The following is an 18,501-nucleotide window of genomic DNA, read 5'->3' as shown; positions in this document are numbered from 1 at the left end:
CCGCGCCGTTACTGCATTGTCAGGGAGCCGATCAAGATCAGGCGGCTTCTTCCGCCTGGTCCTCGTTGGCGGCCGACACCGGCTTGAAGTTGAGCCGGTCCGAACCTTCCAGCACCTTGACGAGCGAGCCGTCGGCGATCTCGCCGGCCAGAATGCGCTCGGCAAGCGGGTCCTGCACGTTTTTCTGGATCACGCGCTTGAGCGGCCGCGCGCCATAGGCGGGATCGTAGCCCTTGTCGGCCAGCCACCGGCGGGCGTCCCCGTCGAGCTGCAGCGTGATCTTGCGCTCGGCGAGCAGCTTTTCTAGACGGCCGAGCTGGATGTCGACGATCGCGCTCATGTCGGCCTTCTGCAGCCGCTGGAACAGGATCACCTCGTCCACCCGGTTGAGGAACTCGGGGCGGAACGAGGCCCGCACGACGTTCATGACATCGTCGCGGACAGTATCCACCTCCTGGCCCTCTCCCAGATTGACAAGGAACTCCGCGCCAAGGTTGGAGGTCATGATGATGACCGTGTTGCGGAAGTCGACCGTGCGGCCCTGACCATCCGTCAGGCGGCCATCGTCGAGCACCTGCAGCAGGACGTTGAAGACGTCCGGATGCGCCTTTTCGATCTCGTCAAACAGGATCACCTGGTAGGGCCGGCGGCGGACCGCCTCGGTCAAAACGCCGCCTTCCTCATAGCCGACATAGCCGGGCGGCGCGCCGATCAGCCGGGCGACCGCATGCTTTTCCATGAACTCGCTCATGTCGACGCGCACCATCGCCTGGTCGTCGTCGAACAGGAACTCCGCCAGGGCCTTGGTCAGCTCGGTCTTGCCGACGCCGGTGGGACCGAGGAAGATGAACGAACCGATCGGCCGGTTGGGATCCTGAAGCCCGGCGCGCGCGCGGCGCACGGCTTTCGAGACGGCCTGGACCGCTTCGCCCTGGCCGACGACGCGCTCGGCGATCTCGTCTTCCATGCGCAGCAGTTTCTCGCGTTCGCCCTCCAGCATCTTGTCGACGGGAATGCCGGTCCAGCGCGAGACGATGTGCGCGACGTGGTCCGGCGTGACCGTTTCCTCGACCATGGAGGACGCATTGTTGTCACCGCCCTTTTCGGCCTCTTGCAGCTTGCGTTCAAGTTCAGGAATTTTGCCGTAGGCCAACTCGCCCGCACGCTGGAACTCGCCCGAGCGCTGGGCGATGGCCAGTTCGTTGCGGGCTTCGTCGAGTTCGCGCTTCAGATCGGCGGCGGTGCCGAGCTTTTCCTTTTCGGCCTGCCAGGCGGCGGTCAGTCGCGCCGATTCCTCCTCAAGGCCGGCCAGGTCCTTTTCCAGCGATGCCAGCCGGTCCTTCGAGGCCTGATCGGTCTCGACCTTCAGAGCCTCGCGCTCGATCTTGAGCTGGATGATCCTGCGGTCAAGTTCATCGAGCGCCTCGGGCTTGGAATCCACCTGCATGCGCAGGCGCGAAGCGGCTTCGTCCACCAGATCGATCGCCTTGTCGGGCAGGAACCGGTCGGTGATGTAGCGGTTTGACAGGGTCGCAGCCGCGACAAGGGCGGTGTCCGAGACGCGCACCTTGTGGTGCTGTTCATATTTTTCCTTGAGGCCGCGCAGGATCGACACCGTGTCCTCGACGGTCGGCTCGCCGACGAAGACCGGCTGGAAGCGGCGGGCGAGCGCGGCGTCCTTTTCGACATGCTTGCGGTATTCGTCGAGCGTGGTCGCACCGACACAGTGCAGTTCGCCGCGCGCGAGCGCCGGCTTCAAAAGGTTGGAAGCGTCCATCGCGCCGTCGGCCTTGCCGGCGCCGACCAGCGTGTGCATTTCGTCGATGAACAAGACGATGTTGCCGTCGGCGCTTTGCACTTCGGACAGGACGGCTTTCAGCCGTTCCTCGAACTCGCCGCGATATTTGGCGCCGGCGATCAGCGCGCCCATGTCGAGCGCCATCAACTGCTTGTCGCGCAGGCTCTCGGGCACGTCGCCATCGATGATGCGCAGGGCCAGCCCCTCGGCGATGGCGGTCTTGCCGACGCCGGGCTCGCCGATCAGCACGGGATTGTTCTTGGTGCGCCGCGACAGGACCTGGATGGTCCGGCGGATTTCGTCGTCTCGGCCGATCACCGGATCGAGCTTGCCTTCGCGCGCATCGGCGGTCAGGTCGCGCGCATATTTCTTCAGCGCGTCATAGCCTTCCTCGGCGCTTGCCGTGTCGGCCGTGCGGCCCTTGCGGATGTCGTTGATGACCTGATTGAGCGCAGTCGGCGTGACGCCGGCCTTGGCCAGAATGTCGGCGCTTTTGGCCGACTTTTCCATCGCAAGCGCCAGCAGCAGCCGTTCGACGGTCACGTAGGTGTCGCCGGCTTTCTTGGCGATGTCTTCTGCGGTGGTGAACACCTTGGCGAGCGGCTGGGCGAGATAGAGCTGGCCGTTGCCGCCCTCGACCTTGGGCAGCGCGTTGAGTGCCGTCTCGACACCCATGCGCACATCCCTGGCGTTGCCGCCGGCGCGCTCGATCAGAGAGGCGGCCATGCCTTCCGAATCGTCGACCAGCACCTTGAGAATGTGTTCGGGCGTGAACTGCTGATGGCTCGAGCCGAGAGCAAGCGTCTGCGCGGACTGGATGAAACCGCGCACGCGTTCGGAATAGTTTTCCAGGTTCATGGTCTTGATGTCTCCAATCTTCCCCGCATCCCTCAAAGGCAATGCGCGGCTTCAATCGATGACGGGCCCCCGCCAGGCGGCGAGCCCCTGATGTGATCACGATATGGTGACGGGTTGGGCGCGAATAAAGGGGAAAAGGACGCAAAAACAAACCGGCACGCCCGAGGGCGCGCCGGTTCGCATTGTCATTCGTCGGGCTTGGCGCGGCTTATTCGGCCGCGACCGGCGCTTCTTTGCCATCGGTTTCGTCGCCGGACGATGCCTCGATGTCGGCCGGCTTCTTGCGCGGCTTGCGTGGACGCTTGGGCTTGGCGGGTTCGTCGGCGTTTGCGGTCTGCTGGGCCTCTTCCTCGCGCACCTCGGCGGGGGTTCCGTCGATCACGGGCTGAGGCTGCGCGCCGGCATCGGCCTGGCTGTCACCGGTTTCGGCGGTGGCCCCGTTCTGTTGCTGGCCGTCCTCGGCGTCCTCGTTCCGTTCGTCGCGGTCACGGCGGTTGCGGTTGCGGCGGCCCTGTTGCTGTTGGCCATCGTCGCGTCCCTGCCGGTCATCGCCCGAGGCCTGCTGCGGGTTGTCGTCCTGCTCGTCATCGTCCTCGCGCGGCTGCGGCTGCGCGGCCAGGATGATGCGGTTATAATGTTCGGCGTGCTGCAGATAGTTCTCGGCCATCACCGTATCGCCCGACGACAGCGCATCGCGCGCGAGCGTTGCGTATTTGTCGGCGATGACCTGGGCATTGCCGCGGATCTTCACGTCAGGACCGTTGCTCTCGTAACTGCGCTGGAGCGGGTTCTGATTGCGCCGTCCGCTTCCACGATTGCGCGAACGGCGTCCTTGTTGCTGTGGTCTCATCAATCTCTCATGTTCGGGTTATTCGGCTTGCATTGCGCAATTTGTTGGTGAGGAAACGTTTCGGCGCGCGGGTCCAATGGTGTTACCGTCAAAGCAAGCCCTCGGCTTGCGATTGGTCATCATCGTGTCAGATCGCCCCTGCGACTAAACATGTCGGAACCGTGCGCCGCCGGCCTTCGGGCCACGCGGGAAAAATCTTGGTGCTGTCGGTTGCCTGACTGCCGATCAGTCTCGTGTATCGGCCTGTTTGCCTAGTGGTAGCGAGCGCGGGACAGATTGCCAAGGCATTTTTTCGCTTTTTGGCACGAATTCGTGTCAGTAACTGAACAATATCGCCCTTTCGAGGCCGTTAAGGTCCTGTGCGCTGGCTGCAACCTGCATGCCGGCGGCCGCAAAAAGTCCGGCGACCGCCGATCTCTGGCCCTTGCCGATCTCAACGGCGATTCGCCCGCCGTCGGCCAGATGCGGCAGTGCCCGGGCGGCGATCAGCCCGTAGGCGTTGAGCCCGTCCGAGCCGCCGTCGAGCGCCGCAAGCGGGTCATGATCGCGCACATCGGGGTCCAGCGTCGGGATGACCGCCGTCGGAATATAAGGCGGGTTGGAGACGATCAGGTCGAACTGTCCCGAAAGCGCCGAGAACCAGTCCGAGCGCAGCGCGGTGAAGCGCTCGGACAGGCCGAGCCCTTGCGCGTTGCGCGTGGCCATCTCAAGCGCTTCGGCGGACACGTCGGTGCCGGTCGCGACCGCTTTGGGCACCTCGTTGAGGATGGCGAGTGCGATGGCGCCACTCCCGGTGCCCAGATCGAGCACCCGGCAGCTGCCGGTTTCGCCGGCGCGGTGGCGGGCGAACGGCAGAACCAGATCGATCAGCGTCTCGGTGTCGGGGCGCGGCACCAGCGTGTGCGGGTTCAGCGACAGGGGCAGCCCGTAGAATTCGCGCCAGCCGATGATCCGGTGGACGGGTTCGTGGCTCATGCGCCGGGCGATCGCCGTCCTGAGCGCCTGGTGCTGGCGCGGGTTGAGCGGCTTGTCGGGCTGGGTCAGCCGGTCCAGCGCGGTCATGCCGGTCGTGTGCTCGACCAGAAGCGTCGCATCGAGATCGGGCGTCGGCGAGCCGGCGCGGGACAGATGGGCGACCGCATCGTCATAGGCGTCCTGAAGGCTTGCCGACCCGGTCATCTCATGCCGCCGCCTCTTCGGTGAGCAGCCTGGCCTGATGATCGGCGGTCAGCGCATCGACGATTTCGTCGAGATCGCCCTCCATCACCCGGTCCAGCTTGTACAGCGTCATGTTGATGCGGTGGTCGGTGACGCGCCCCTGCGGAAAATTGTAGGTGCGGATGCGCTCGGACCGGTCGCCGGAACCGACTTGCAAGCGCCGCGCCTCGGAGCGCTCCTCGGCCGCCTTGCGCCGTTCTTCGTCATACAGGCGGGCCCGCAATATCTCCATGGCCCGGGCGCGGTTCTGGTGCTGCGACTTCTCCGCCTGAACGACGACGATGCCGGACGGAACATGGGTGATACGCACCGCCGAATCGGTCGTGTTGACATGCTGGCCGCCGGCGCCCGACGCCCGCATCGTGTCGATGCGTATGTCCTCGTTGCGGATGTCGACATCGACCTGCTCGGCCTTGGGCAGGACGGCAACCGTCGCTGCCGAGGTGTGGATGCGGCCGCCGGCCTCGGTCTCGGGCACGCGCTGGACGCGATGGACGCCGGACTCGAACTTCAGCTTCGAGAAGACGCCCTTGCCCTCGACCTGCGCGATGATCTCCTTGTAGCCGCCGGCATCGCCGTCCGATGCCGAGACAATCTCCATCTTCCAGCCATGGGCGGCGGCGTAGCGCTCATACATGCGGAACAGATCGCCGGCGAAAAGCGCGGCTTCCAGCCCGCCCGTGCCGGCGCGGATTTCGAGGATCGCGCTGCGCTGGTCGGCGGCGTCGCGCGGCAGCAGAAGCAAACGTATGTCCTGCCCAAGCGTTTCGAGCCGTTCGTCCAGCTCGGGCCGTTCCTCTTCGGCAAGGGCGCGCATCTCGGCGTCGATCTCGGCGTCGGACAGCAGCGCGTCGAGATCGTCGCGTTCGGCCTCGACCTGGCGATACTCGCGGATCTTGCCGGCGATTTCTTCTAGTTCCGCATATTCGGCGGCGAGCCGCACATAGGTCTCGCTGTCGGGGCCTTCGGCCATCTGCGCCTCGAGCATGTCGAAGCGCTTGACCATCTGGTCCATCTTGTCGGCTGGCAGATCGAGCATGGCGGGTTGATAGCGGCCCCTGACCGCCTGTCAAAGGGCAATGGCGTGGGCTTCGGCATATTCGCGGATAATGTCACGGATATCGGCGCCCGTGCTGCCGTTTTCAAGCGGATCGGCAATCGCGGCGCGCAGGGCGGCCATGTCCGTCTTCAGAATGGCGGCCTTGACCGGGCCGATGGCCGCCGGCGACATGGACAGGGTTGTGATGCCGAGCGCCGCAAGGGCGAGGGCCTCCAACGGCCGGCCGGCGATTTCGCCGCACAGTGTCAATGGCGTCTCGTGCCGGGCGGCGGCGTCGGCGATCGATTTCAGCGCGCGCAGAAAGGTCGGCGACAGGGTTTCGAACCGGTCGGCGACACGGCTGTTGCCGCGGTCGGCGGCATACATGAACTGGAACAGGTCGTTCGAGCCGATGGACACGAAGTCGACCTTCTCCATCAGACCGTCCAGATCGAACAGCAGCGAGGGCACTTCCAGCATGGCGCCGATCCGCAACGTCAGCGGCAAGCCGTGGCCGAAACGCGACAAGTGCTTGACCTCGCGCATGATCAGCGCGCGCGCCTGGTCGATCTCGTGCAGTTCGGTGACCATCGGCAGCATGAGCCGCAATTCGCGGCCCGACGCGGCCTTCAGCAGCGCCCGCACCTGAGTCCGCAGCAGGCCGGGACGGTCCAGCGCCAGCCGCATGGCGCGCCAGCCGAGCGCAGGGTTCTCCTCGTCGGGGGCGTTGCGGAAATAGGGGAGCACCTTGTCGCCGCCGATATCGAGCGTGCGGAAAGTGACCGGCCGGCCGGCGGCGGCATCGAGCACCGACCGGTAAAGCCGCTCCTGCGCCTCGGCGCGCGGAAAGGTGGCAGCGATCATGAATTGCAGTTCGGTCCGGAACAGGCCGATGCCGGCCGCACCCGACTGCTCGACCTGCGGCAGGTCGACCAGAAGACCGGCATTCATCAAGAGCGAGACGGGATGGCCGTCGGCGGTGACCGAAGGACGGTCGCGCAGCGTGCGATACTCCTCCTGGCGGCGGGCGCGGAAACGGACTTTTTCGGCGTAAGCCGCCTCGACATCGGGCTGGGGCCGCAGATGCACATGGCCGGACAAGCCGTCGACGATGATTGCGTCGCCCGAATCGGACATGGCGACGACACCCTTGGCGCCGCCGGCGACCGGTATGTTCATGGCGCGCGCGACGATCACCACATGGCTTGTCGGCGCACCCTCCTCCAGGACCAGCCCGCGCAGCCTGTCGCGCGGATAGTCGAGCAGTTCGGCCGCGCCCATGTGGCGGGCGACGATTATGGCGTCCTCGGGCAGGGACTTTGCGCCGTGGGACGGCTCGCCGCTGATCAGTTGGCGGAGCAGACGATTGGCCAGATCGTCGAAATCGCTCATGCGCTCGCGCAGATAAGGGTCGGTGACCGTGCTCAGCCGCGCGCGCATGTCGCTCTGCACCTTCTCGACTCCGGCCTCGGCGGTCAGGCCGTTGCGGATCGCCTCCTCCATGCGCTGCACCCAGCCCTTGTCGTGGGCGAACATGCGATAGGTTTCCAGCACGTCGCGGTGTTCGCCCTCGAATGCCACATCGCCGCGCGACAGCATGTCGTCGATGGTCAATCGCAGGCTGGAGAGCGCGGCCGCCAACCGCTCCAGTTCGGCCTGGGTGTCATCGTTGAACATGGCCGTGACGACGACGCGCGGTTCATGCAGGACGACATGTCCCAGCCCGATGCCTTCGGACAGGGGCTGGCCGTGATGTGTGACCGGCTTGGCGAGATCGAGTTCGACGCCGGCTGAAGAAAGGCTTCTCAGATCGCCGGTGGCGATCATCTCGCCGATCACCATGGCGACCGTTTCCATCGCCTCGCCCTCATCGTCGCCATAGGCGCGGTGGGCTTCGTTCTGAACGACGAGCACGCCCAGCGTCCGGCCGGCTCGCAGGATCGGCACGCCGAGGAAGGAATTGTAGAGTTCCTCGCCGGTTTCGGGGAGGTATTCGAAGGCCGGGTGCTTTTGCGCTTCGGCAAGGTTCAGCGGGCGCGAGGATGCGGCGATGGTGCCGACGAGGCCCTGGCCGAGCCGCAACTGGGATTGGTGGACGGCCTTGGGATTGAGGCCGACGGTGGCATAGAGTTCGAGAACGCCGTCGGCGCGCAGCGCATAGACCGAGCAGACCTCGGCGACCATCGACTGGGCGATCTGGGCGACGATCCGGTCGAGGCGCTGCTGCGGCGCCATCGGCTCGGCCATGATTTCGCGGATGCGCTTGAGCAGCACGCGGGAGCCCGCGTCCTTGTCGCGGGTCGCGGGCGGCCCGTCGGGTCCGGCAAATCGGTTGGCGCTCATGGCGCCAATCTGGACCGCCGGGTCAGGCCTTGTCGAGCCCATAGACGCCGTGCAGCGTCCGCACGGCCAGTTCGGCATAGTCGCCGTCGATCAGGATGGAGATCTTGATTTCGGACGTGGTGATGGCGCGGATGTTGATCGCCTTGTCGGCCAGCGCCTGGAATGCGGTCGCGGCGACGCCGGCATGGCTGCGCATGCCGATGCCGATCACCGAGACCTTGGCAAGGCCCGTTTCGGACTGGACGGTGTCGTAGCCGATTGCCTGCTTGTGCTGTTCGAGCGCGGCAACGGCCTTGTCCACATCGCCGGACGGCACGGTGAAGGTCATGTCGGTGTAATCGCCATCGGCGGAGACGTTCTGCACGATCATGTCGACATTGATGCCGGCCTTGGCGAGCGGGCCGAAGATGGCGGCTGAAATGCCGGGACGGTCGGCGACGCGGCGCAGCGAAATCTGCGCTTCGTCCTTGGCATAGGCGATGCCGGTGACGGTTTCATGTTCCACGATCTCGTCCTCACTGCAGATCAGCGTTCCGGGCGGGTTGTCGAAGTCGTTCATGCCCGGCGCGTCGGGTGCGTCGAAACTGGAGCGCACGAAGGTGCGCACATTGTGCACCATGGCCATTTCGACCGACCGCACCTGGAGAACCTTGGCGCCGAGCGAGGCCATTTCCAGCATCTCCTCGAAGGAGACCCTAGCCAGACGGCGGGCGGCCGGTTCGATGCGGGGATCGGTGGTGTAGACCCCGTCGACATCGGTGTAGATGTCGCAGCGGTCGGCGCGAACCGCCGCAGCCAGCGCCACCGCCGAGGTGTCCGATCCACCGCGCCCGAGCGTGGCGATGCGATTGTCGGGACCGATGCCCTGAAAGCCGGCAACGACAGCCACCTGGTCCATCGACAGGCGCTCGTTCAGCGTGTCCGCCTCGATGTCGGCGATGCGGGCGGCGCCGTGGGCATTGTCCGTTTTGACCGGGATCTGCCAGCCCTGCCAGGAGCGTGCATCGACGCCCATCGATTGCAGGGCGATGGCCAGAAGCCCGCTCGTCACCTGTTCGCCCGAGGAGACGATCGTGTCATATTCGCGCGCATCGTAGAAGGAAGCGCCGGCGCCGGCCGTCACCGGCATCTGGCGCACCCATTCCACCAGCTCGTTGGTCTTTCCGGCCATGGCGGAGACGACCACGGCGACCTGGTGGCCGGCATCGACTTCGCGCTTGACGTGCCGCGCCACATTGCAGATGCGGTCCAGATCGGCGACGGACGTGCCGCCAAATTTCATCACGATGCGGGCCATTTTGGGCGGGTCCGGCGGGTGGGTGTTCACGAAACGCGCGGTCCATAGCGGACTATGCCGCACCCCGCAAGCAAGCGCATGGGTTGACTTGGCCGCCCTTCCGCCCGACTTGCATCGGCGGACGACAATGCGGAGCATCAGATGAGCGACAGCGCCACCACGATCGATCAGGCCGAAGTGGACCGGTTTTCCCGGCTGGCGGCGGAATGGTGGAACCCGAAGGGCAAGTTCAAGCCGCTGCACAAGTTCAACCCGGTCCGCCTGACCTACATCCGCGACACGGTGTGCGCCCATTTCGGTCGCGATCCGAATGCGCCGAAACCGTTCGAGGGGCTGCGGCTGCTCGACATCGGCTGCGGCGGCGGGCTCTTGAGCGAGCCAATGTCACGTCTGGGGGCCGATGTGGTCGGCGCGGACGCGTCCGAGACCAACATCGAAGTTGCGAAAATCCACGCCGATCAATCGGGAGTTGACGTCGACTATCGCGCCACGACCTCCGAGGCGCTCGAGGCGGCCGGCGAGACGTTCGACATCGTGCTCAACATGGAGGTGGTCGAGCATGTCGCCGATGTGGACCTGTTCATGAAGAGCTGCGCGGCGATGGTGCGGCCCGGCGGGCTGATGTTCGTGGCCACGATCAATCGTACTACAAAGGCCTGGGGGCTGGCGATCGTTGGCGCCGAATATGTGCTGGGTTGGCTGCCCAGGGGCACGCACCAGTACGAAAAGCTGGTCAAGCCATCGGAAATCGATGCGGCGCTTTCCGGAACAGGTGTCGAAGTGTTCGACCGCAGCGGCGTCTTCTACAATGTGCTGGCCGACGAATGGCGCCTGTCTCGCGACATGGATGTCAACTATATGGTCGTGGCGCGGCGCGGCGCTTGACCTTCTCGGTGCGGCGCAGTGCAAGGGGCGACCTTGTGAAACGCGTGCATGCATGGCATTTTTGACCCATGAACGGCCCTGACACGAAATCCCTGACAGTCTCTCTGCCAGCCGAACAGGTTGCGCAGATGGACGAGGCGGTGCGCGCGGGCGCGTATGCCTCCGGCAGCGAAATCGTTCGTGATGCCTTGCGGCTATGGGAACAGCGCGAGCATCTACGCAAGCGCGAAATAGCGCGCTTAAAGCGTGCATACGATGCAGGCATGGCAAGCGGTGAGGGCCGGCCGGTCGATGCAGATACGTTTCTCGCCGACTTGAAACAGCAGTCGGACGCAGGTGGCTAGATTTCTGCTCAGTCCGCGTGCTGAGCAGGACATAGGAGACATATGGCGCACGATCGTTGTTGAAAACCCGGCTGCCGCCGACAAATTGGTCCGACGGTTCTTTGAAAAATTTGAACTGGCGGCAACCCAGCCCAATATGGGCGCCCCCCGCCCGGAACTCAGCCAGACGGCCCGGATTTTGATCGAGGGATCATACATCTTGATCTATGAGCCGCTTGCTGACGGCGTCCTGATCGTCGCGGTGGTTCACGGTGCACGCGACCCGGCAAGCTGGCTGTGACCGGATGGTCCGTCTTCGTCAGTTCAAATCCTCGGGCAGATCCGGCAGCGGCATGATGTCGATGCCCTCGTCGACCAGGCTTTCGACATCGTCTGGCGAAGCCTTGCCGTAGATCGGCCTGGCATCGGTCTCGCCATAATGCATCTGCCGCGCCTGCTCGGGAAACTTCTCGCCGACATCCTCGGCCTGCGCCTTCACCTGCCGCGTCACTTCGCGCATCTTCTCGACCATCTCGCGACGCATCGCCTGGCCGGCGGCGACCATGACCGCCTCCTTGCGCGCATCCTTGGCGCGGCCGGTTGCCACCTGCGGCGCCATCAGGGCCTTTGAAACCTTGATCGATCCGCAGGCGGGGCATTCGACGAAGCCCCTTTTTGCCTGGGTTTCATAGTCCTCGTTGGAGCGGAACCAGGCCTCGAATTCATGGCCCTTGTCGCAATGCAGCGCGAATTTCATCGTGTCGTCTCGTCCGGTCTTTTCTCGTGCACATAGGACCGCGCATTCCGCAGGTTGGGTATTCTGCCACGCGCCGCGGCCGGCGCGGATAGATCGATGTCGGCGACGACGATGCCCGGTTCGTCATCATCCTTTTCGGCGATGATCGCGCCCCAGGGATCAATGACAAGCGAATGGCCGTAGGTCTCGCGGCCATCTTCGTGGACGCCGCCCTGGGCGGCGGCGATCATGAAAGCGCCGTTCTCGATGGCGCGGGAGCGCATCAGGACATGCCAATGGGCCTCGCCGGTCTGGCGGGTGAAGGCGGCGGGCGCCGTCAGGACGGTGGCTCCGGCGCGGGCCTGATCGCGGAACAGGTGCGGGAACCGGACATCGTAGCAGATGGCAAGGCCCAGCGTGGCGTCGTCCATGTCCCAGGTTACAAGTGCCTCGCCCGGCGCGTAGATCGCCGATTCCCGCCAGCTTTCGCCATTGGGAAGATCGACGTCGAACATGTGGATCTTGTCGTAGGTCGCCGCGCGGGAGCCGTCCGGCGCGAAAAGCGCGGCGCGGTTGGCCACCTTGCCGTCCTCGCGCAGGATCGGCGTGGACCCGACATGCAGCCAAATGCCGTGGGTGGCCGCCGACCGGGCAGCGGCGGCGAACACCGGATCGTCCTGCTCGGGCCCTACGGTTCGCATCAGCGCGTCGCGGTCCTTCTGGACGAGACCGGTCATTTCGGGCGATTGCACATAACGGGCGCCGTCAGCGGCGGCCTCGGCGACCAGCCGCGCGAAGTCCTCGGTGTTGCGGTCCGGATCGGTGCCCGACCGCATCTGGATGCAGGCGACACGCATCGTGGTCACGCCGCCAGGAGCGCGTCCAGCTTGCCGGCGCGCTCCATCGCCATCAGATCGTCGCAGCCGCCAACATGGGTGTCGCCGACGAAGATCTGCGGAAAGGTGGCGCGGCCATTGGCCTTCTGGATCATTTCGCGCTTCAGCGCCGGATCGAAGCTTGCATCATGCTCGATATAGGCGATGCCCTTCCTGTCCAGCAGCCGCTTGGCCGCGGTGCAAAAGCCGCACAATTGTCGTGTGTAGATTGTCACGTTTGCCATGTGTCGTCTTTCCGAAACGATCATCCGTCTGGCCGCGATATAGGCCGTGCGGCGTTCAAGTGAAAGGCTTGCGGCTCAGGGGCCGGATTGGCCCGGATTACGCCGTCCGCCGACGACGCGCGAAAAGGTCAGCACCAGGACCGACATGGCGCCGGCCTTCTTCAGCGCTCTGGCCGCGGCATCGACGGTCGCCCCCGTGGTCAGAACGTCGTCGACCAGCAACACCCGACGGCCGGCCACGGCGATCTCCTGGCCTGGCGGTACCTTGAAGACACCGCGCACATTGGCCTGGCGCTGATTGGCCGTCAGGCCGACCTGCGGCCGGGTGCGCTTTTGCCGCGTCAGCGCACCGGCAGCCATGGGCAGATCGCTTGTCGCGGAAAGCGCCCGGGCCAGTTCGGCGGCCTGGTTGAAACGGCGGCGCCACATGCGGCCGCGGTGCAGCGGCACCGGTATGATCACGTCGGCCTCTCCGATCAGTTCGGCGCCGGCCCTGGCCATGAAACGGGCCATCCAGGGTGCAAGGTCCGTGCGGTCGCCATATTTAAGGCGCGTGACGAGCTGTCTGGCGGCGCCCGCATGCACGCATGCCGCGCGCGCCCTGTCATAGACAGGCGGGTTGGCGAGGACGTCGGCGCTGACCATCCGGCTGCCGAAATCGTGCGCGAAGGGCACGCCACTGACGTCGCACAGCGGCTGCTCGATAAAGGCGATGTCGGGCCAGCACCGGGCGCACATCGTTCCGTGCCGCGCCACGTGCCGGCCACAGGCCAGACACGCGTCGGGGAACAGGACCGCGCCTGTTGCGCGGCCGGCCGTTATCGCCCATTGACGCCCAAGGCTCATCATGTCGCCTGTCAAAGAGAGGTATCGGCCGCCCATGCGCGCCATTATCGATCAAAAGCAACGCGCCGCCAACCATGCGCGGGCGGCCCGGCTTGGTGTTGCCGGAGCCGATTTCCTGCTGGTGCACGCGCTCGACGAGTTGGCCGACCGGATTGCGGTGACGACGCGGTCTTTCGACCGTGCGCTGGCGATCGGTCCGCATGCGGACCGGATTGCCAGGACGCTCGCCGCCACCGGCAAGATCGCATCGGTCGATCGGGTCGTCTTCGATGGTGACGAGACGCTGGATGTGCCGGAGGCGGGGGCCGATCTGGCCGTCTCTATCCTCGACCTGCACGAGATGAACGACGTACCGGGAGCGCTGGTGCAAATCCGGCGCGCCCTGCGCCCGGACGGACTGCTGCTCGGTTGCGCGCCGTCCAGCGGAACGCTGGGCGAACTGCGCGAATGTCTGACCGAGGCGGAGACGATGGTCTCCGGCGGCGCGGCGCCGCGCATCCTGCCGTTCATGGATGTCCGGGATGGCGGCGGGCTTCTGCAAAGGGCCGGGTTCGCGCTGCCCGTCGCCGATCATGACACGGTCACGGTGCGCTACGACAGCGCGCTCGATCTGATGCGCGATCTGCGCGCCATGGGAGCGGCCAACGCGCTGGTCGCCCGCCCAAGGCACGTCACCCGGCGCGCTGTGATTTTCGAGGCGGTGCGTCTTTATGCCGAGCGCCATGCCGATCCCGATGGCCGGGTGCGCGCGACGTTCTCGTTTGTCTGGATGTCGGGCTGGGTGCCGGACGCAAGCCAGCCAAAGCCGCTCAGACCCGGCAGCGCAACCCACTCCCTGGCCGAGGCGCTTCGGTCCAAGCTCTGATCGCGATAGCCGTGAACGGGCTATCCGTCGAGCGCCGCGCCGATCTCGCCATTGTTGGTGTCGTAAAGCTCGTTCAGGCTCGTGCCTGTGGCAGTCATTCCCGCAATCACGCCTACGGCAATGAGCGCGGCAATGAGCCCATATTCAATGGCTGTCGACCCGCGTTCGTCTTTCAGGAAGTTAAGGAACATTGCAATCACCTCTCGCTACGTCACACTAGCGCGGCAGGGTTAACGCGATGTTCGGCCCATCGGCCCGCGGCACGTGTTTACGAAGCGTGGTTAAGCGATGGTTGCATACCCGACGATACCTTAACGCGAGCAGTCGCCCGTCCGAGTTCCATTGGCATGGATGATGCAGACGGCGTTTGGCGAATTCTGCAGGACGCTGCGGCGCATGGTATAGGCCGCGCGCTGTTGCGGCGTCGATGCGGTGGTCATGAAATCGATGCCGGGATTGGACCGCTCTGCGGCGATGCGCGCGCTCGATCTTTCAAGATAGGGTGTCGCGAACATGGCCACGGCGACGGCCAGTACACCGAAAAGCAAGGTCGCCCGCAACAGATTGTTGCCCCAGTCGAGCACGGCCGACCGCTTGGGTTCGACCGGCGCGTACCACTGATTGTCATCACTCATGACCGTACCCCGATGGCGGCCGGCGATTGTCGCTGGCAGGCCGCACGGCGATCATTGTCCCGCGATCCCATAAACGATTGCTTAACGCTAAACGCAGCCGACACGCCGCGTCCGCCGGTTCACAAAAGGTCCTGCAGCACCGGCACGAGCGGGGCGTCGGCTTCCGGCATCGGATAGTCGCGCAGGTCGCGCGCGCGCACCCATTTGAGCGTCTGCCCTTCGCGCGAAACGGGGATGCCATCGAACTTGCGGCAGATGTAAAGAGGCATCAACAGGTGGAAGTCCGCATAGGCGTGGCTGGCGAAGGTGAGCGGCGCAAGGCACGCGGCCTGGGTCCGAACGGCCAGTTCTTCCTCAAGTTCGCGGATGAGCGCCTGTTCGGGCGTCTCGCCGGGCTCGAACTTGCCGCCGGGAAACTCCCACAGGCCCGCCATCGCCTTGTCGGGCGGCCGTTGTGCCAGAAGGATACGGTTTTCGCGGTCGACCAGCGCGCAAGCGGCGACCAGCATCAGGGGTTTGGTGTTCACCGCTCAGTCGCCCCGCATCCGATAGACATAGCGGTAGACCTCTTCAAAGCCCATCCGGCCGTAGAGGCCGTTGGCAGCGGTGTTTGCCGCTTCCACTTGCAGCCAGCCGGTTGCCGCGCCCTGGGCTGCGGCCCATCTGAGGGCGGCGCGCACGATCGAGCGGCCATAGCCCTTGTTGCGCAGCCCATCGCGCACGGCGATCTCGAACAGGCCGGCCATTTCATTGTCGTGGACACACAGGGCGGTGGCCGCTGGCCCCTGATCGTCCTCGACAACGAACATCCCGAAGGGCGGACGGATGCTTTCCAGCAGCTCGGTCAGTCCCGGCTTGTTGACACGCTCGTCGGCATTGAGGGTGATCGCCGCATCGACGAAGCGCCCGATATCGCGCACCGGCAGCAATTCATAACCGCCTTCGAGATCGATCTGGCCGAGCGAGGCGGCAAGCACCCTTGTCTCGTCCGCCCGAGTCCATCCCATCGCGTTCAGATGCGCTTCCAGTTCGGCCGGCGCCAGCGGCGACATGCGGAAGACGATGGGCCGTTCATAGGCCTTGAAGCGCTGTTCGATGCGGGCGATGCGATGTTCGATTTCGCGATTGTCGGCCGGATCGAGCGGATTGACGGAATTGAGGCGCCGCGAGGGATGGCTGGCGGTCAGGCGGACCGCCCAGCTTCCGTCATAATGGACCGATGCGGCCGGCCATGCGCGAAACCCGACCGCTTCCATGCGCCTGACCATCGACAATTTGGGCATCGGTCCTCCAACCCTAGCTGCGGTAGTCGCCATTGATGGTGACATAGTCCTTGGTCAGGTCGCAGCCCCAGGCGGTAAAGCGGCCCTCGCCCAGGCCGATATCGACACCGATCGTGATTTCGTCCTGCTTCATGTAGGCGCTCATTGCGCCCTCGTCATAGCCGGGCGCGCGTTCGCCGTCCGTCGCCGCGGCGAGATCGCCGAACCGGATGGCGAGCCTGTCCCGGTCTGCCGGTTCGCCGGCCTTGCCGACGGCCATGACGATGCGTCCCCAGTTCGCATCGCCGCCGGCGAGCGCGGTCTTGACCAGCGGCGAATTGGCGATGGCCAGCGCGATCGTTCGCGCCGAGGCGTCCGATTGCGCGCCGGTGACCTCGATCCGCATCAGCTTGCTGGCGCCCTCGCCATCGCGGACGATCTGCAGGGCGAGATCTTCCATCAAATCCTTGAAGGCGGCCTCGAACGCGGCGAGGCGGGAATCGCCGGCGGTCTTGATCGCGGCAACATCGGCCGCGCCGGTGGCGAAGGCCAGAACCGTGTCGGAGGTGGAGGTGTCGCTGTCGACCGTGATCGCGTTGAAGGTCGCATCGACATGCCGTGTCAGGAGCGTCTGCAGCGCTGCCGCCGACAGCGGTGCGTCGGTGACGATGTAGGCGAGCATCGTCGCCATGTCCGGGGCTATCATGCCCGAGCCCTTGGCGATGCCGTTGAGCGCGACGGTGACGCCGTCGATCTCTGCCGTTCGCGTCGCCAGTTTGGGAAAGGTATCGGTCGTCATGATCGCGCGCGCGGCGTCTTCCCACCGGTCCGGGTTCGCGTCGTGCACGACTTCCTGCAGCACGCCATCGAACTTTTTGGCCTCCAGCGGCTCGCCGATCACACCCGTCGACGACAGGAAGACCTCGGAGACCGGGCAGCCGATTACGGCGGCCGCCATTTCGGCAGTCAGGGCCGTGGCGTCGGCGCCCTTCCTGCCCGTAAAGGCGTTGGCGTTCCCCGAATTGACGACGAGAATGCGCGCCTGACCGCCTGGCAGGTTGGCGCGGCACCAGTCGACCGGCGCCGAAGGGCAGAGCGAGCGGGTCAGAACGCCGGCGACGGCGGCCTGTGCATCGAACACCATGGCCATCAGATCGGTGCGGCCGGCATACTTGATACCCGCGGCGGCGGCACCGAGCCGGACGCCCTCAATCGGCGGCAGAACGGCCAGCTTGCTGGGTGCGAGCGGAGAAGTCTTGATCGGCATGTATGGCGGTCCGCGAGCTATTCGGCCGCGTTGACGCCGGCGCTGATCGCCGCGTCATAGGCGGCCTTGAGCTCGGGGTCGGTGATCTCGATCGTCGCATCGGTGCGCAGCGTGGTCAAAAGCTCGAAATAGCGTTCCCGCAAAAGCACGGAGCGGACCTGCGCCTCGACCTGTTCGAAGGGCGGCGGCTGGACGGGCCGACGGTCCTCCAGCTTGATGACGTGCCAGCCAAACTGCGTCTCGACAGGATCGGCGGTGACGCCGCCGGGCTCGAGTGCGAATGCAGCTTCCTCGAAGGGCGGCACCATCCGACCGCGCGTGAAATAGCCCAGATCGCCGCCATTGGGACCCGAGGGGCCGGTCGATCTCTCGGCGGCCAGTTCGGCGAAATCGGCGCCGTCACCCAGTTCGGCGATCACGGCGCGTGCCTCTTCCTCGGTTTCGACGAGAATATGCCGCGCGCGGATCTCGTTCTCGGGCGGCGTGGCGGCGATTTCCGCGTCATAGCGGGCGCGCACGTCCGCATCGCTGATCGTCTCGACGACCTGATCGCGGAAATAGCTGTTGTGCAACGCCCGCGACCGCAGGAATTCGAGGCGCTGGCGGAATTCGTCCGTATCTGCAACGCCTTCGCTTTCTGCCTTGTCCGCCAGCAGCTCGATGTCGATCAGGGCCATCATGGCTGCAAAACGCTGCTGGTCCGGCGGAACCTGGCCGAGCTGGTCCTCCAGATCGCCAATGGCGAAGCCGATGTCGCGATTGGTCACGTCGCGGCCGTTGATCGTGCCGATCACGGTTTCCGGATCGGGCGCCTGCGCCTGCTGGGACAGCGCGGCGCCGGCGAGCGGTATCGACAGCCACACCGCCAGCCCGGCGGCAAGAAGTGGACGGACGCGTTTGACACGATGAGACATCTTGAAAGACCTTGTAGCGACGGCGACCTGCCGTTGGGATCGAGGAACCTGCCGGGTGGCCGAACGGCGAGCGAAAGCGTGGCCGGCGGCGGCGTTGACAAGCATTTGTGCCACTCTTATCTGTCCACCCAACCGGCGTCCACCGTGCAGTTGGCCTGTTTTCCGGGTTGGGGCGCCGCAATCCGCCCGGGACGCGGGCAGCAGAATTGCATGACCTAGACCGTTCTTACGAAAGGGCCGCCATT

The 18,501-nt window shown here is 65.4% G+C and carries 20 protein-coding genes; 4 read left to right on the top strand and 16 right to left on the bottom strand.

Annotated elements, in window-relative coordinates; genetic code table 11:
• Positions 1-37: 37 nt before the first annotated feature.
• The 6 genes from clpB to ACOQOU_RS08140 form a co-directional block, all read right to left on the bottom strand.
• Positions 38-2,656: an ATP-dependent chaperone ClpB gene (gene clpB / locus ACOQOU_RS08165; RefSeq protein ID WP_109765598.1), complete on the bottom strand. Its 2,619-nt coding sequence runs from the start codon at positions 2,654-2,656 to the stop codon at positions 38-40.
• Positions 2,657-2,864: 208 nt separating this feature from the next.
• The gene (locus ACOQOU_RS08160; protein ID WP_109765597.1) at positions 2,865-3,506 is read right to left on the bottom strand and encodes a DUF4167 domain-containing protein; all 642 of its coding nucleotides are present in this window, start codon (positions 3,504-3,506) and stop codon (positions 2,865-2,867) included.
• Between the two features lie 315 nt (positions 3,507-3,821).
• Positions 3,822-4,685 carry a peptide chain release factor N(5)-glutamine methyltransferase gene (prmC, locus tag ACOQOU_RS08155; protein ID WP_306025498.1) on the bottom strand — a complete coding sequence of 288 codons (864 nt, stop codon included), beginning with the start codon at positions 4,683-4,685 and terminating at the stop codon, positions 3,822-3,824.
• A gap of 1 nt (position 4,686) precedes the next feature.
• Entirely contained in the window at positions 4,687-5,763 is a 1,077-nt protein-coding gene (prfA, locus tag ACOQOU_RS08150) for a peptide chain release factor 1 (protein WP_306025499.1), read from the bottom strand.
• A 30-nt stretch (positions 5,764-5,793) separates the two neighbouring features.
• Complete coding sequence (gene ptsP, locus ACOQOU_RS08145; protein WP_420578871.1) at positions 5,794-8,106, bottom strand: phosphoenolpyruvate--protein phosphotransferase; 2,313 nt, start codon at positions 8,104-8,106, stop codon at positions 5,794-5,796.
• Between the two features lie 22 nt (positions 8,107-8,128).
• Entirely contained in the window at positions 8,129-9,403 is a 1,275-nt protein-coding gene (locus ACOQOU_RS08140) for an aspartate kinase (protein ID WP_109765789.1), read from the bottom strand.
• A gap of 141 nt (positions 9,404-9,544) precedes the next feature.
• Here ACOQOU_RS08140 and ubiG point away from each other — a divergent pair, with 141 nt between their 5' ends.
• The 3 genes from ubiG to ACOQOU_RS08125 all read left to right on the top strand — a co-directional run bounded on the left by ubiG (position 9,545) and on the right by ACOQOU_RS08125 (position 10,912).
• A complete protein-coding gene (gene ubiG, locus ACOQOU_RS08135) occupies positions 9,545-10,288 on the top strand; it encodes a bifunctional 2-polyprenyl-6-hydroxyphenol methylase/3-demethylubiquinol 3-O-methyltransferase UbiG (protein WP_306025500.1) in 744 nt (247 codons plus the stop codon).
• 68 nt (positions 10,289-10,356) lie between these two features.
• Entirely contained in the window at positions 10,357-10,632 is a 276-nt protein-coding gene (locus tag ACOQOU_RS08130; RefSeq protein WP_306025501.1) for a ribbon-helix-helix domain-containing protein, read from the top strand.
• The gene (locus ACOQOU_RS08125; protein WP_306025502.1) at positions 10,625-10,912 is read left to right on the top strand and encodes a type II toxin-antitoxin system RelE/ParE family toxin; all 288 of its coding nucleotides are present in this window, start codon (positions 10,625-10,627) and stop codon (positions 10,910-10,912) included. Before ACOQOU_RS08130 ends, ACOQOU_RS08125 begins: the two co-directional genes overlap by 8 nt.
• 18 nt (positions 10,913-10,930) lie before the next feature.
• On the opposite strand, the gene ACOQOU_RS08120 is transcribed toward ACOQOU_RS08125, so the two are convergent.
• The 4 genes from ACOQOU_RS08120 to ACOQOU_RS08105 form a co-directional block, all read right to left on the bottom strand.
• Positions 10,931-11,368 carry a DUF1178 family protein gene (locus ACOQOU_RS08120; RefSeq protein ID WP_109765593.1) on the bottom strand — a complete coding sequence of 146 codons (438 nt, stop codon included), beginning with the start codon at positions 11,366-11,368 and terminating at the stop codon, positions 10,931-10,933.
• Positions 11,365-12,213, bottom strand: a complete 849-nt coding sequence (locus tag ACOQOU_RS08115; protein ID WP_306025503.1) for a carbon-nitrogen hydrolase family protein — start codon at positions 12,211-12,213, stop codon at positions 11,365-11,367. Before ACOQOU_RS08115 ends, ACOQOU_RS08120 begins: the two co-directional genes overlap by 4 nt.
• Entirely contained in the window at positions 12,210-12,467 is a 258-nt protein-coding gene (grxC, locus tag ACOQOU_RS08110; RefSeq protein WP_306025504.1) for a glutaredoxin 3, read from the bottom strand. The genes ACOQOU_RS08115 and grxC overlap by 4 nt, the downstream gene beginning before the upstream one ends.
• Before the next feature lie 75 nt (positions 12,468-12,542).
• Complete coding sequence (locus ACOQOU_RS08105; RefSeq protein WP_420578870.1) at positions 12,543-13,316, bottom strand: ComF family protein; 774 nt, start codon at positions 13,314-13,316, stop codon at positions 12,543-12,545.
• A gap of 31 nt (positions 13,317-13,347) precedes the next feature.
• Between ACOQOU_RS08105 and ACOQOU_RS08100 the strand changes: the two genes are divergently transcribed.
• Positions 13,348-14,178 carry a methyltransferase domain-containing protein gene (locus ACOQOU_RS08100; protein WP_306025506.1) on the top strand — a complete coding sequence of 277 codons (831 nt, stop codon included), beginning with the start codon at positions 13,348-13,350 and terminating at the stop codon, positions 14,176-14,178.
• A gap of 20 nt (positions 14,179-14,198) precedes the next feature.
• On the opposite strand, the gene ACOQOU_RS08095 is transcribed toward ACOQOU_RS08100, so the two are convergent.
• From ACOQOU_RS08095 to ACOQOU_RS08070, 6 genes are all read right to left on the bottom strand, one after another.
• Positions 14,199-14,369 carry a Flp family type IVb pilin gene (locus ACOQOU_RS08095; protein ID WP_420578869.1) on the bottom strand — a complete coding sequence of 57 codons (171 nt, stop codon included), beginning with the start codon at positions 14,367-14,369 and terminating at the stop codon, positions 14,199-14,201.
• A 120-nt stretch (positions 14,370-14,489) separates the two neighbouring features.
• Complete coding sequence (locus ACOQOU_RS08090) at positions 14,490-14,813, bottom strand: hypothetical protein (RefSeq protein WP_109765588.1); 324 nt, start codon at positions 14,811-14,813, stop codon at positions 14,490-14,492.
• A 119-nt stretch (positions 14,814-14,932) separates the two neighbouring features.
• Entirely contained in the window at positions 14,933-15,322 is a 390-nt protein-coding gene (mutT, locus tag ACOQOU_RS08085) for an 8-oxo-dGTP diphosphatase MutT (RefSeq protein WP_109765787.1), read from the bottom strand.
• A gap of 21 nt (positions 15,323-15,343) precedes the next feature.
• Positions 15,344-16,096, bottom strand: a complete 753-nt coding sequence (locus ACOQOU_RS08080; RefSeq protein ID WP_109765587.1) for a GNAT family N-acetyltransferase — start codon at positions 16,094-16,096, stop codon at positions 15,344-15,346.
• A 13-nt stretch (positions 16,097-16,109) separates the two neighbouring features.
• Positions 16,110-17,342: a bifunctional glutamate N-acetyltransferase/amino-acid acetyltransferase ArgJ gene (argJ, locus tag ACOQOU_RS08075; protein WP_109765586.1), complete on the bottom strand. Its 1,233-nt coding sequence runs from the start codon at positions 17,340-17,342 to the stop codon at positions 16,110-16,112.
• A gap of 17 nt (positions 17,343-17,359) precedes the next feature.
• Positions 17,360-18,256 (bottom strand): peptidylprolyl isomerase, encoded by an 897-nt coding sequence (locus tag ACOQOU_RS08070; RefSeq protein WP_109765786.1) that lies wholly within the window; start codon positions 18,254-18,256, stop codon positions 17,360-17,362.
• Positions 18,257-18,501: the final 245 nt, after the last annotated feature.

The sequence above is a fragment of the Oceaniradius stylonematis genome (assembly GCF_965223445.1).
Lineage (GTDB): Bacteria > Pseudomonadota > Alphaproteobacteria > Rhizobiales > Rhizobiaceae > Roseitalea > Roseitalea stylonematis.
The sequence above is the reverse complement of the archived record's forward strand: the minus strand, read 5'-3'. Positions and strand labels throughout refer to the sequence as shown.

Coding starts and splice junctions, on each gene's coding strand:
- clpB (WP_109765598.1), bottom strand. CDS start 2,656: ATGAACCTGGAAAACTATTCCGAACGCGTGCGCGGTTTCATCCAGTCC.
- ACOQOU_RS08160 (WP_109765597.1), bottom strand. CDS start 3,506: ATGAGACCACAGCAACAAGGACGCCGTTCGCGCAATCGTGGAAGCGGA.
- prmC (WP_306025498.1), bottom strand. CDS start 4,685: ATGACCGGGTCGGCAAGCCTTCAGGACGCCTATGACGATGCGGTCGCC.
- prfA (WP_306025499.1), bottom strand. CDS start 5,763: ATGCTCGATCTGCCAGCCGACAAGATGGACCAGATGGTCAAGCGCTTC.
- ptsP (WP_420578871.1), bottom strand. CDS start 8,106: ATGAGCGCCAACCGATTTGCCGGACCCGACGGGCCGCCCGCGACCCGC.
- ACOQOU_RS08140 (WP_109765789.1), bottom strand. CDS start 9,403: ATGGCCCGCATCGTGATGAAATTTGGCGGCACGTCCGTCGCCGATCTG.
- ubiG (WP_306025500.1), top strand. CDS start 9,545: ATGAGCGACAGCGCCACCACGATCGATCAGGCCGAAGTGGACCGGTTT.
- ACOQOU_RS08130 (WP_306025501.1), top strand. CDS start 10,357: ATGAACGGCCCTGACACGAAATCCCTGACAGTCTCTCTGCCAGCCGAA.
- ACOQOU_RS08120 (WP_109765593.1), bottom strand. CDS start 11,368: ATGAAATTCGCGCTGCATTGCGACAAGGGCCATGAATTCGAGGCCTGG.
- grxC (WP_306025504.1), bottom strand. CDS start 12,467: ATGGCAAACGTGACAATCTACACACGACAATTGTGCGGCTTTTGCACC.
- ACOQOU_RS08105 (WP_420578870.1), bottom strand. CDS start 13,316: ATGATGAGCCTTGGGCGTCAATGGGCGATAACGGCCGGCCGCGCAACA.
- ACOQOU_RS08100 (WP_306025506.1), top strand. CDS start 13,348: ATGCGCGCCATTATCGATCAAAAGCAACGCGCCGCCAACCATGCGCGG.
- ACOQOU_RS08095 (WP_420578869.1), bottom strand. CDS start 14,369: ATGTTCCTTAACTTCCTGAAAGACGAACGCGGGTCGACAGCCATTGAA.
- ACOQOU_RS08090 (WP_109765588.1), bottom strand. CDS start 14,813: ATGAGTGATGACAATCAGTGGTACGCGCCGGTCGAACCCAAGCGGTCG.
- mutT (WP_109765787.1), bottom strand. CDS start 15,322: ATGCTGGTCGCCGCTTGCGCGCTGGTCGACCGCGAAAACCGTATCCTT.
- ACOQOU_RS08080 (WP_109765587.1), bottom strand. CDS start 16,096: ATGCCCAAATTGTCGATGGTCAGGCGCATGGAAGCGGTCGGGTTTCGC.
- argJ (WP_109765586.1), bottom strand. CDS start 17,342: ATGCCGATCAAGACTTCTCCGCTCGCACCCAGCAAGCTGGCCGTTCTG.
- ACOQOU_RS08070 (WP_109765786.1), bottom strand. CDS start 18,256: ATGTCTCATCGTGTCAAACGCGTCCGTCCACTTCTTGCCGCCGGGCTG.